This is a genomic window from Thiobacillus sp. (assembly GCF_024708915.1).
Map to the genome: position 1 here is coordinate 64,028 of NZ_JANJXQ010000133.1, position 10,979 is coordinate 75,006.

Genomic DNA, 10,979 nt, shown 5'->3' on the forward strand with positions numbered 1-10,979 from the left:
GGAATCTGATGAAACCCAGTAATGGCAAGGCTTACAAGGCCATTGTAATAATCGAGTGGGAGTGAGGTGCCGTAGAAATAGCGATAGCGGCCCACCGTGGACAGTTCGCCCAGACGCACCGCTGCAAGGAATCTGTCGGGGAACGTTCATGGAAAGCAGTCCTGAGGATCAGGCATCTTTCGGCAGAACCGACATAACCCGCGCGATGAAGATGTGGAACTCCGCCATATAGTTGCGCAGGAACTCCTCGGTCGAGGTGGCGGTGACTTCGCCATCGTCGGTGATCAGGCCGGGCGCGAACTGGATATAGGCTTCCGGCGCGTTCATCTGCGGTGAGTTGCAGAAGCTGAGCACGCTACGCAGGCTCTGCTGGGCGACGGCGGTGCCGATCGCGCCGGGCGACGCACCGATAACGGCGGAAGGCTTGTGGGTGAAGGAATTGGTGCCATAGGGCCGGCTTGCCCAGTCGATGGCGTTCTTCAGCCCGCCGGGGATCGAGCGATTATATTCGGGCGTCACGAACAGCAGCGCATCGACCGTTTTGAGCGCATCCTTGAATGCCCGTGCGGTCGGTGGAAAATCGGCATCGTAATCATAGCTGTAGAGCGGTAGATCCTTGAACGGAATCTCGCTAAAGACGAGATTTTCCGGGGCAAGGCGAATGAGCGCCTTCGCAAGCTTGCGGTTGATTGATTCGCGCGCAAGGCTGCCGATGAGATAGCCGACTTTATAGTGCATCATGACATGACCTTTCCGTTCGTGGGATCAGGGGGAAGAGGTGATGGATCGCCCGAGTCAATTTCCGTCGCGGGCAGCCGGCGCGTCCTCATCTGTGGTGGAGCCAGCATGTGTCCACCCGGCATGCCTTTCCTTCTGGCCAATCCAGAATCACCGTTACCCACTATAGCAACGGATAGGATGCTCGGGAGACGTTCCGCGTATCGTGATGCAAAGCCGGGCCTGCCCGAGCGGTCCGGGTTTATTGCGGGTGCTCGGCGCGGGCGACACGTTGGCCGGACCAGTGAAATCACGGTGGGGTGCCGCTCCCACAATGCAGGAGGCCGTTCCGCCCGATGGATGCCGCACGCGCGTCGGCTGGCAATCGCGGCGGAGCGCGGTTTTGATCGGCCCTCCGATGCTCGCCGCTGCCGGGTATCATGCCCGGCCCTGTTCCTTTCATGAAAACCATGCCCACAGTTGCAGTAATCGGCGGCGGCCCCGCGGGCCTGATGGCGGCCGAGATGCTCGCTGCCGGCGGCGTGCAGGTCGATGTTTACGACACGATGCCCTCGGTCGGGCGCAAATTCCTGCTCGCCGGTGTCGGCGGCATGAATATCACCCATTCCGAGCCGTTCGAAGCTTTTGTCTCGCGCTACGGCGCGCGCGCCACCGCCATCCGGCCGCTGCTCGATGCCTTTCCGCCCGATGCGCTGCGCGCGTGGGTCGAGACGCTCGGGGTCGAGACGTTCGTCGGCTCGTCGGGACGGGTGTTTCCCCGGGACATGAAGGCCGCGCCGCTGCTGCGCGCCTGGCTGCACCGGCTGCGCGAATCAGGCGTGCGCTTTCATGTGCGGCATCGCTGGCTGGGGTGGGGCAAGCTCGGCGCGCTGCGCTTTTCGACCCCCGAAGGGGAGCACCTCGTTCAGGCCGATGCGGTGGTGCTGGCGCTCGGCGGCGGCAGCTGGGCGAAGCTGGGGTCGGACGGCGCATGGGTGCCGCTGCTGGCGCAGCGCGGGGTCGAGTTGGCGCCTTTGCTACCGTCGAACTGCGGCTTCGATGTGGCGGGCGGCTGGAGCGAACACCTGCGCAGCCGCTTCGCCGGGCAGCCGCTGAAAACCGTGGCGCTGCGTTTCACCGACACCGCCGGGCAGCCGCATGAGCGCCGTGGCGAACTGATGCTGTCCGATGGCGGCATCGAGGGCAGTCTGGTGTATGCGCTGTCGGCGCCGTTGCGCGATGCGATTGCTGCGCAGGGAGCGCTGACAGTGCAACTCGATCTGGCACCCGACAAGACGCCGGTGCAGGTCGCCGCCGAGGTTGCCCACCCGCGCGGCGCGCGTTCGCTGTCCAGCCACCTGCAAAGCCGCGCCGGAATCAGGGGCGTGAAAATGGCGCTGCTGCGCGAAATTCTGCCGGCCGACCAATTGAACGACCCAATTAAACTCGCGCACGCGATTAAATCGCTGCCGATCACGCTCGCGGCGCCGCGTCCGCTCGCCGAGGCAATCAGCAGCGCGGGCGGCGTGCGCTTCGAGGCGCTCGACCCACACCTGATGCTGCGCGGCCTTCCCGGTGTGTTTTGCGCTGGCGAGATGCTCGACTGGGAGGCGCCCACCGGCGGCTACCTGCTTACGGCCTGCTTCGCCAGCGGGCGCGCGGCAGGCCAGGGTGCATTGCGGTACGCGGGTTGCGAAAGCGCATCGCCGGGATCGTAAGGGCGCCCCGGACCGACGATCGCGGCGGCAGGCCGTCTACAATACGCCCGGCCGCGATAGCCTGCCCGATCATTTTCGAGATACGCAACCGATGCTTCGACTGACCGAACTCAAACTCCCGCTCGACCATCCGCCCGTGGCGCTGCGCACGGCGATCCTGCAGCGGCTGGAGCTGGCGGACGACGATCTCGCCGGCTTCAGCATCTTCAAGCGCAGCTACGACGCGCGCAAAAAGCACGCGCTGCTGATGGTCTATGCGGTCGACGTCGAGGTCAAAAACGAGGCGGCGCTGCTGAAAAAATTCCGCAACGACCGCCATCTCGCGCCGACGCCGGACATGGCCTACCAGTTTGTTGGCCGCGCGCCGGAGAATTTGAGCGAACGTCCGGTCGTCGTCGGCTTCGGCCCCTGCGGCATCTTCGCCGCGCTGGTGCTGGCGCAGATGGGCTTCAAACCCATCGTGCTGGAGCGCGGCAAGGCGGTGCGCGAGCGCACCCAGGACACCTGGGGGCTGTGGCGCAAGCACGTGCTCAACCCCGAATCCAACGTGCAGTTCGGCGAGGGCGGGGCGGGCACCTTCTCCGACGGCAAGCTCTACAGCCAGATCAAGGACCCCAGGTATCTGGGCCGCAAGGTGCTGACCGAGTTCGTCAGGGCGGGCGCGCCGGAAGAAATTCTGTACGTGTCGAAGCCGCATATCGGCACCTTCCGCCTGGTTGGCATGGTCGAGGCGATGCGCCACGAGATCGAGGCGCTGGGCGGCGAGATCCGCTTCCAGCAGCGCGTCACCGACGTGCTGATCGAGGACGGCCCCGATGGCAAACGGATCCGCGGGGTGACGCTGGCGAGCGGCGAAACGTTGCGAAGCAATCATGTCATCCTCGCGCTCGGTCATAGCGCGCGCGACACCTTCGAGATGCTGCATGCGCGCGGCGTGACTATGGAAGCGAAACCATTTTCCATCGGTTTCCGCATCGAGCATCCGCAATCGCTGATCGACAAGGCAAGGCTGGGGCCGAACGCGGGCAACCCGCTGCTCGGCGCGGCCGACTACAAACTGGTGCATCACGCGAAAAACGGCCGCGCGGTATACAGCTTCTGCATGTGCCCCGGCGGCACCGTGGTGGCGGCGGCATCCGAGCCGAATTGCGTGGTGACCAACGGCATGAGCCAGTATTCGCGCAACGAGCGCAACGCCAACGCCGGCATCGTCGTCGGCATCACGCCCGCTGATTTTCCCGGCGACGACCCGCTGGTCGGCATCGAACTGCAGCGCCGCCTGGAAGCGCGCGCGTTCGAACTCGGCGGCGGCAATTACGATGCGCCGGCGCAACTGGTCGGTGATTTTATCGAGGGTAAGCCGTCCACTCAGCTTGGCAGCGTCGAACCTTCGTACAAGCCCGGTGTGCATCTGACCGACCTGGCCTCCGCACTGCCGGACTACGCCATCGAGGCGATCCGCGAGGCGCTGCCCGCGTTCGACCGGCAGATCAAGGGCTTCGCGATGAAGGACGCGGTGCTGACCGGCGTCGAGACGCGCACCTCGTCGCCGCTGCGCATCATCCGCGACGACGATTGCCAGAGCGTCAACGTCAAGGGTCTGTATCCGGCGGGCGAGGGTGCGGGCTATGCAGGCGGGATTCTGTCGGCGGGGGTGGACGGCATCAGGGTGGCCGAGGCGGCGGCGCTCGACATGTTGGGGGAAGCTGCCGGTACGCGCGCTTGATGTAGGAGGCCCGCCTCGGGCCGATGGGGTGGTGTTCGCGCCGGTCCGAAAATCGCGGTGGGGCACCGCTCCTACAATGGGGCGTGGGCTACGTAGGAGGCCCGCCTCGGGCCGATGGGTGTGCTGAATATTGCATCTATTTTTTATCCCTTACCTTGAGCCAGCTATGCCGCCACAAAGTACCAAGCCGCATGGGAAGGATTTGCGCAAGGGCCGGCTATCCCTGTCCGGGCAGGTGTACCACATCACCACCGTTACCTTCGACCGGCAGCCGGTTTTTTTCGATTTGCGCCCGGCGCGTGCTGATCAGTGCGCTGCGGGAAGCCCAAGTGCGCGGCGATGCGACGACACTGGCTTTTGTGATCATGCCCGATCACATGCACTGGCTGATGCAGTTGGAAGGTGCGACAGCATTGTCGAACGTGGTCGGCGCGGTCAAAGCCGTGACGGCACACGGCTTGGGAGGACGAATCTGGCAGAGCGGATTTCATGACCATGCCCTGCGCCAGGAAGAAGACCTGGCGAAGCTGGCCCGGTACATCGTTGCCAATCCCTTGCGTGCAGGCCTGGTCCAGCGGATCGGGGATTACCCGCATTGGGATGCGGTGTGGCTGTAAGGGGCACCGTAGGAAAATCGCGACAAGTAAGGGTTATGTAGGAGGCCCGCCCCGGGCCGATTGGGCTCCCGCAGATCTATTTCCCGAATTCATCAAAATTTCATTTGTTTTCGTTTCCATATTTCGAATATCATTGAAATATGGAAACGAAAACCGTCGTCACCGCCCTTGCCGCCCTGGCTCAGGATTCCCGCCTGGCGGTCTTTCGTGCATTGGTCCAGGCCGGTCCGGCCGGTCTGGCCGCGGGCAAAATCAGCGAACTCACCGGCATTCCGCCATCCTCGCTGTCGTTCCACCTGAAAGAACTGTCGCATGCCGACATGGTTAGTTCGCAGCAGGTGGGACGCTTCGTCATCTACACCGCCAATTTCACCACCATGAATGCGCTGCTCGGTTTTCTCACCGAAAACTGTTGCGGCGGAAATCCCTGCTCGCCGGTGTGTCCGCCGGCCTGCACCACCGAAAAGGAGTCAACATGAAACGCCTGCACGTGCACGTCGCGGTCGACGATCTGGCCGCCAGCATCAAGTTCTATTCCGCCCTGTTCGCCGCCGAGCCGACCGTCGCCAAGGACGACTATGCCAAGTGGATGCTCGACGATCCGCGCGTCAATTTCGCAATCTCGGCGCGTGGCGCGGCGCCCGGCCTCAACCACCTGGGCGTGCAGGTCGAAAACGCCGACGAACTGGCCGAGATGAACGCGCGCCTGCAGAAGCTCGACGGCGAGGTGGTGGAGGAAATGGGCACCGCCTGCTGCTATGCCAAGTCGGACAAGTACTGGGCGACCGATCCCACCGGCATCGCCTGGGAAACCTATCGCACGCTCGACAGCATCCCCGTGTTCGGCGGCCAGGAGGCGAGCGGCTGCTGCGTGCCCGAACCGGCCGTGGCCAAGGCGTCCGGCTGCATCCCGGTCAAGGCCAAGCCGGCCGCGGGCGGCTGCTGCTGAGTTTTGCGTCATTCAATTTCATTTCATCAAGGGAGCACTTGTGGCTGAAAAAACCTACACCGTGCTGGTGCTGTGCACCGGCAATTCCTGCCGCTCGCAAATGGCCGAAGTGCTGCTGAACCACGATCTCGCCGGTCAGGTGCGCGCGCTGTCCGCCGGCACCCGGCCGCAGCCGAAAGTGGCTGACGGCGCGATCGCGGCGCTGAAGGATGCGGGTCTGAATACCGACGGCCTGCACCCGAAGGACATCGACGCGGTGATGAGCGAGGACATCGACCTGGTGGTGACGGTGTGCGACAACGCCAAGGAAGCCTGCCCGATCTTTCCCAAGCCGATCCCGGCGATCCACCTGCCGTTCCACGATCCGCACGGTGAGCCGCTGGAGCGCTTCCTCGCGGTGCGCGACGACATCCGCACCCGCCTGGTTGCGGCGGTGCGCGAGAAGTTCGGCCTGCAAGTGGCTGCGGCCTGAGTCGACGGAGACGCTGCGATGGACGAGTCGCCTTTCAATGTGCTGTTCCTGTGCACCGGTAATTCGGCGCGTTCGATCCTGGCCGAATCGCTGCTGAACGTTCTGGGCAAGGGGCGCTTCCGGGCGTTCAGTGCGGGCAGCCATCCCGGCGGGCGGGTCAACCCGTTTGCGCTGGAATTGCTGGAAAAAAACCATTTCCCCACCGGCGAACTGCGTAGCAAGTCATGGGACGAGTTCGCGCAGCCCGCTGCGCCGCAACTCGATTTCGTCATCACCGTTTGCGACAACGCGGCAGGCGAGGTTTGCCCGGTGTGGCCGGGCCAGCCGGTCACTGCGCACTGGGGCATCCCCGACCCGGCTGCCGTCGGGGGGAGCGACGAGGCCAGGCGCCACGCCTTCGTCGATGCCATGAACCACTTGCAGCGCCGCATATCCATGTTCGTCAGCCTGCCGTTCCACACGCTCGACGGCATGCGGCTGCAACAGGCCGTGCGCGAGATTGGTAAGGCGACATGAGCGCGCAATGTGAGGTTATCGCCAAGCGCGCTGCCAACATGGCCGGGGCCACCGCGCCGATGAGCGTGTTCGAGCGCTGGCTTACCCTGTGGGTGGCGCTGTGCATCGTCGCCGGGGTGCTGCTGGGCCAGTTGTTCCCCGCGACGTTCCAGGCGCTGGGGCGGATGGAGGTGGCGCAGGTCAACATTCCGGTCGGCCTCTTGATCTGGGTGATGATCATCCCGATGCTGATGAAGATCGACTTTGCTGCCCTGCACCAGGTGAAGTCGCACTGGAAGGGCATCGGCGTCACCCTGTTCGTCAACTGGGCGGTGAAGCCGTTTTCCATGGCCTTGCTGGCCTGGCTGTTCATCCGCCACCTGTTCGCGCCGTATCTGCCGGCGGAACAGCTCGACAGCTACGTCGCCGGCCTCATCCTGCTGGCCGCCGCGCCGTGCACCGCGATGGTGTTCGTATGGAGCCGGCTGACCGGCGGCGACCCGTATTTCACCCTGTCGCAGGTGGCGTTGAACGACGCCATCATGATCGTTGCCTTCGCGCCCATCGTCGGCCTGCTGCTCGGGTTGTCGGCGATCGTGGTGCCATGGGACACGCTGTTCACCTCGGTGGTGCTGTATATCGTCATCCCGGTGATCCTCGCGCAGCTCTGGCGCAAATACTTGCTCAGGCGCGGCCAGGCGGCGTTCGATGCGACGATGGCGCAGCTCGGCCACGCCTCCATCGTCGCCTTGCTCGCCACGCTGGTGCTGCTGTTCGCCTTCCAGGGCGAGCAGATCATCGCGCAGCCGCTGATCATCGCGCTGCTGGCGGTGCCGATTCTGATCCAGGTGTTCTTCAATTCCGGCCTGGCCTACTGGCTCAATCGCAAGGTCGGCGAGAAGCACAGCGTCGCCTGCCCGTCGGCGCTGATCGGCGCCTCGAACTTCTTTGAACTGGCGGTGGCGGCGGCGATCGCGCTGTTCGGCTTCCAGTCGGGCGCGGCGCTTGCCACCGTGGTCGGCGTGCTGATCGAGGTGCCGGCGATGCTGCTGGTGGTGAAGATCGTCAACCGCAGCAAGGGCTGGTACGAGAAGGGTGCGCGCTCGCTGCCGCAGGCATGACGACCAGCGATGCGGGCAGGTCATTTCCGCCGCGGACGCGGCATCATCGACACAGGAGTCTGACATGAATGCAAACGAACACGACCCGATCCGTCAGCAGGTCCGCGCCGCCTACGGTGCTGTCGCGCGCGCCGAACCCACCGGCTGTTGTGCCCCGGCCACGGGGTGCTGCGCACCCTCCGAACAGGCGGTCGCCGAACTGGTGTCGCGCGGCATCGGCTACAGCGCCGAGGAGACGCGGGCAGTGCCTGAAGGCGCCAATCTTGGTCTCGGCTGCGGCAACCCGCAGGCCATCGCTGCGATCAAACCAGGCGAGACCGTGCTCGACCTCGGCAGCGGCGCCGGTTTCGACGTCTTTCTTGCGGCGCGTCAGGTTGGTGCCGATGGCCGCGTCATCGGTGTCGACATGACACCCGACATGGTATCGAAGGCGCGTGCCAATGCCGTCAAGGGCGGTTATGCGAACGTCGACTTCCGCCTTGGTGAGATCGAGCGTCTGCCCGTTGCCGATGCCGTGGTCGACGTCATCATTTCCAACTGCGTCATCAACCTCTCGCCCGACAAGGGGCAGGTTTTTCGGGATGCCTTTCGGGTGCTGAAACCCGGTGGCCGGCTCGCCATTTCCGACATCGTCACTACCGCGTCGCTGCCCGAGGCCATGCAGCAGGAGGCCGCCCTCTACAACGCCTGCATCGCTGGCGCAGCGAGCGTCGATGAACTCACGGTGATGCTGGTAGATGCGGGTTTCGCCGACATCCGCATCGCCCCCAAGGACGCCAGCCGCGAGTTCATCCGCCACTGGGCGCCGGGCCGGGGGGTCGAAGATTTCATCGCCTCGGCCAGCATTGAGGCGGTCAAGCCGGCAAACTGAAGAAGAACGCAAATGACAGACATCAAAGTACTCGACAGCGCTGCGCCAACCGCAAGACCACGCTGAAGCTGATCGCGGAAGCCGCGCAGGTCAATCTGGAAAAGGTCGACGACATGGCGGCGATCCTCGGCTACGGTGTCATGTCGACTCCTGGCGTGGTGATCGACGGCGGCGTGCCTGATCGCAAGAAGATCGAAAGCTGGTTCTGACGATACGGCTGCCCGAATTGACCGGGCAGGGGAAGCGGTGGGCGTGATGTCTGAAATCCCGAATCCCGCAGGATGTCTATTATGGATAATGTCTTGATTGTAAATTTTCCGGGAACCCGCCATGCCAAGCCTTCGCCGCATCGTTGCTGCCACCGATTTTTCCGATTTTTCCGAACGGGTGGTGCAGCGCGCTGCACAACTGGCCAAACAGCATCAAGCCGAGCTGCATCTGCTGCACGTGGTGCGCCCACTCGACCTTTACCCTAGCCTGACACTGGCCCCGGACGAACTCAAGCATACCGACCAGGATTTGTTGCAGACGGAGCAGACCCGGCTCGACGCCATGGCTGCCAGTCTGGTCAGCCAGCTGGGTATTCAAGTCCGTACTGCTACCCGTCTGGGCCGGGCTCATAGCGAAATCGCAGCCTACGTGCAGGAGGTGTCCGCCGATCTTTTGGTTGCCGGGGTGCGCGGTGAGAACACACTCATGGATCTGTTCCTGGGATCAACCGTGTCGCGTCTGCTGCGGGTGGACATCTGTCCGGTGCTCATCGTCAGAAACCCTGCGGACGGGCCCTACCGCCAGGTGCTGGCGGCGGTCGATTTCTCTCCGGTGTCGGCGGCGGTGGTTGCCCATGCGCTAATGCTTGCCGGCGGCGCGCCGATGCACGCGCTGCACGTGCTGGGCAGCGAGGTTGAGCAGCGTTTGCGCAGGGCGAAGTTGAACCAGGTGGACATCACGTGCTGGCTTACCAAGCTGCATGACGATGCCGAGAAACAGCTGGATGCCCTGCTGGCATCGATAGGGAAAAGTCCGGAAGTCATACGGCTGATCCAGTCTGGTTTTCCCCCTGCTGCAATCTGCCAGTGCATCGAGGACAAGCAGGCCGACCTGATCGTCCTCGGTCGCCATGGCTACGGCGGCGGCTTGCAGGACTGGCTGCTGGGCAGCGTGAGCAAGGATGTGGCCTTCGCTGCGACGTGCGACGTGCTGCTTATCAGCAGCCCGAGCGGACAGTAGGGATTTTCGCCAAGGCCACGTGGCTTGGCATGTCGGTCTGCGGCGCCGCGGTGTTCCTTCCCCCAGGCTTTGCTTGGCGCATGGACGTGGGTCAGTAGGAGGATGTGGCCAGGGCACAAACGAAAACGCCGCTCGGAGAGCGGCGTTTTTTACAACTGGTGCCGGCGATCGGAATCGAACTGACGACCTTCGCATTACGAATGCGCTGCTCTACCAACTGAGCTACGCCGGCGAAAAACAGCGCGCATTATAGCGGAATCGATCAGGCTTGTGCGGCCTGCAGCCCGGCTTTCAGGCGCGCGACCACCTTGTCCTGGCCGATCAGTTCGAGCGTGGCGTCGATCGCCGGCGTCTGCGGTTCGCCGGTGACCAGCACGCGTACCGGCATCGCCAGCTTCGGCATCTTGAGGCCGTGCGCGGCGAGCGTTTCCTTGAACGCCGCGCTGATCGCGCTGCGTTCCCAGTTCAGCGCTTCGAGACAGGTGGCGAGTTCGGCCAGCGCGGGCAGCACCTCGGGGGTGACGTGCTGCGCCAGCAGCTCGGGCGTGGGATGCAGGGTGCGGTAAAACAGCGTGGCGGCGTCGGCCAGTTCCACGATCGTCGCTGCGCGTTCCTTGACCAGCGCGCACACCGCGGCAAGGGCGGGGCCGTCGTCCGGATTGGCGCCGTTGCGCACCAGGAAAGGGCGCATCAGTTCGGCCAGCCGCGCGTCGTCGGCGGCCTTGATGTACTGCTGGTTGAGCCAGCGCAGCTTTTCGGTATTGAACTGCGCGGCCGACGGCGTGATGCGGTCGAGATCGAACCACTGCACGAACTGCTCGCGGCTGAACAGTTCGGCGTCGCCGTGCGACCAGCCGAGCCGCGCCAGGTAATTGATCACGGCTTCCGGCAGGTAGCCGTCCTCGCAATACTGCATCACCGACACCGCGCCGTGGCGCTTGGAGAGCTTGGTGCCGTCGTCGCCGAGGATCATCGACAGGTGCGCATACAGCGGCACCTCGGCGCCGAGCGCCTGCAGCACGTTGATCTGGCGCGGGGTGTTGTTCACGTGGTCGTCGCCGCG

Annotated in this window: 13 protein-coding genes and 1 tRNA gene; 11 read left to right on the forward strand and 3 right to left on the reverse strand. The window is 64.2% G+C overall.

The window, feature by feature from the left end; all coding sequences use genetic code 11:
- Window positions 1–168 precede the first annotated feature (168 nt).
- Window positions 169–741: an NADPH-dependent FMN reductase gene (locus tag Q0L94_RS09765; protein WP_296752906.1), complete on the reverse strand. Its 573-nt coding sequence runs from the start codon at window positions 739–741 to the stop codon at window positions 169–171.
- Window positions 742–1,187: 446 nt separating this feature from the next.
- Between Q0L94_RS09765 and Q0L94_RS09770 the strand changes: the two genes are divergently transcribed.
- From Q0L94_RS09770 to Q0L94_RS09820, 11 genes are all read left to right on the forward strand, one after another.
- The gene (locus Q0L94_RS09770; protein ID WP_296752929.1) at window positions 1,188–2,435 is read left to right on the forward strand and encodes a TIGR03862 family flavoprotein; all 1,248 of its coding nucleotides are present in this window, start codon (window positions 1,188–1,190) and stop codon (window positions 2,433–2,435) included.
- Between the two features lie 91 nt (window positions 2,436–2,526).
- Entirely contained in the window at window positions 2,527–4,161 is a 1,635-nt protein-coding gene (locus Q0L94_RS09775) for an NAD(P)/FAD-dependent oxidoreductase (RefSeq protein ID WP_296752908.1), read from the forward strand.
- A gap of 299 nt (window positions 4,162–4,460) precedes the next feature.
- The gene (locus Q0L94_RS09780) at window positions 4,461–4,778 is read left to right on the forward strand and encodes a transposase (RefSeq protein WP_296752910.1); all 318 of its coding nucleotides are present in this window, start codon (window positions 4,461–4,463) and stop codon (window positions 4,776–4,778) included.
- A gap of 140 nt (window positions 4,779–4,918) precedes the next feature.
- The gene (locus Q0L94_RS09785; RefSeq protein ID WP_296752912.1) at window positions 4,919–5,257 is read left to right on the forward strand and encodes a metalloregulator ArsR/SmtB family transcription factor; all 339 of its coding nucleotides are present in this window, start codon (window positions 4,919–4,921) and stop codon (window positions 5,255–5,257) included.
- Entirely contained in the window at window positions 5,254–5,727 is a 474-nt protein-coding gene (locus Q0L94_RS09790) for an ArsI/CadI family heavy metal resistance metalloenzyme (RefSeq protein WP_296752913.1), read from the forward strand. Before Q0L94_RS09785 ends, Q0L94_RS09790 begins: the two co-directional genes overlap by 4 nt.
- A 40-nt stretch (window positions 5,728–5,767) precedes the next feature.
- Window positions 5,768–6,199 carry an arsenate reductase ArsC gene (locus Q0L94_RS09795; RefSeq protein WP_296752915.1) on the forward strand — a complete coding sequence of 144 codons (432 nt, stop codon included), beginning with the start codon at window positions 5,768–5,770 and terminating at the stop codon, window positions 6,197–6,199.
- 18 nt (window positions 6,200–6,217) lie between these two features.
- Window positions 6,218–6,715 carry an arsenate reductase ArsC gene (locus tag Q0L94_RS09800; RefSeq protein WP_296752917.1) on the forward strand — a complete coding sequence of 166 codons (498 nt, stop codon included), beginning with the start codon at window positions 6,218–6,220 and terminating at the stop codon, window positions 6,713–6,715.
- The gene (gene arsB / locus Q0L94_RS09805; RefSeq protein WP_296752918.1) at window positions 6,712–7,815 is read left to right on the forward strand and encodes an ACR3 family arsenite efflux transporter; all 1,104 of its coding nucleotides are present in this window, start codon (window positions 6,712–6,714) and stop codon (window positions 7,813–7,815) included. Before Q0L94_RS09800 ends, arsB begins: the two co-directional genes overlap by 4 nt.
- 64 nt (window positions 7,816–7,879) lie before the next feature.
- Window positions 7,880–8,686 carry an arsenite methyltransferase gene (locus Q0L94_RS09810; RefSeq protein WP_296752920.1) on the forward strand — a complete coding sequence of 269 codons (807 nt, stop codon included), beginning with the start codon at window positions 7,880–7,882 and terminating at the stop codon, window positions 8,684–8,686.
- A gap of 95 nt (window positions 8,687–8,781) precedes the next feature.
- Window positions 8,782–8,895: a thioredoxin family protein gene (locus Q0L94_RS09815; RefSeq protein ID WP_296752931.1), complete on the forward strand. Its 114-nt coding sequence runs from the start codon at window positions 8,782–8,784 to the stop codon at window positions 8,893–8,895.
- A 121-nt stretch (window positions 8,896–9,016) separates the two neighbouring features.
- Entirely contained in the window at window positions 9,017–9,916 is a 900-nt protein-coding gene (locus Q0L94_RS09820; protein ID WP_296752922.1) for a universal stress protein, read from the forward strand.
- A gap of 156 nt (window positions 9,917–10,072) precedes the next feature.
- On the opposite strand, the gene Q0L94_RS09825 is transcribed toward Q0L94_RS09820, so the two are convergent.
- A tRNA-Thr gene (locus tag Q0L94_RS09825) sits at window positions 10,073–10,148 on the reverse strand.
- Window positions 10,149–10,178: 30 nt separating this feature from the next.
- Window positions 10,179–10,979 (reverse strand): glutamate--tRNA ligase family protein (locus Q0L94_RS09830; RefSeq protein WP_296752924.1); only part of this gene is annotated, 801 nt, incomplete at its 5' end.

Coding starts and splice junctions, on each gene's coding strand:
- Q0L94_RS09765 (WP_296752906.1), bottom strand. CDS start 741: ATGATGCACTATAAAGTCGGCTATCTCATCGGCAGCCTTGCGCGCGAA.
- Q0L94_RS09770 (WP_296752929.1), top strand. CDS start 1,188: ATGCCCACAGTTGCAGTAATCGGCGGCGGCCCCGCGGGCCTGATGGCG.
- Q0L94_RS09775 (WP_296752908.1), top strand. CDS start 2,527: ATGCTTCGACTGACCGAACTCAAACTCCCGCTCGACCATCCGCCCGTG.
- Q0L94_RS09785 (WP_296752912.1), top strand. CDS start 4,919: ATGGAAACGAAAACCGTCGTCACCGCCCTTGCCGCCCTGGCTCAGGAT.
- Q0L94_RS09790 (WP_296752913.1), top strand. CDS start 5,254: ATGAAACGCCTGCACGTGCACGTCGCGGTCGACGATCTGGCCGCCAGC.
- Q0L94_RS09800 (WP_296752917.1), top strand. CDS start 6,218: ATGGACGAGTCGCCTTTCAATGTGCTGTTCCTGTGCACCGGTAATTCG.
- arsB (WP_296752918.1), top strand. CDS start 6,712: ATGAGCGCGCAATGTGAGGTTATCGCCAAGCGCGCTGCCAACATGGCC.
- Q0L94_RS09810 (WP_296752920.1), top strand. CDS start 7,880: ATGAATGCAAACGAACACGACCCGATCCGTCAGCAGGTCCGCGCCGCC.
- Q0L94_RS09820 (WP_296752922.1), top strand. CDS start 9,017: ATGCCAAGCCTTCGCCGCATCGTTGCTGCCACCGATTTTTCCGATTTT.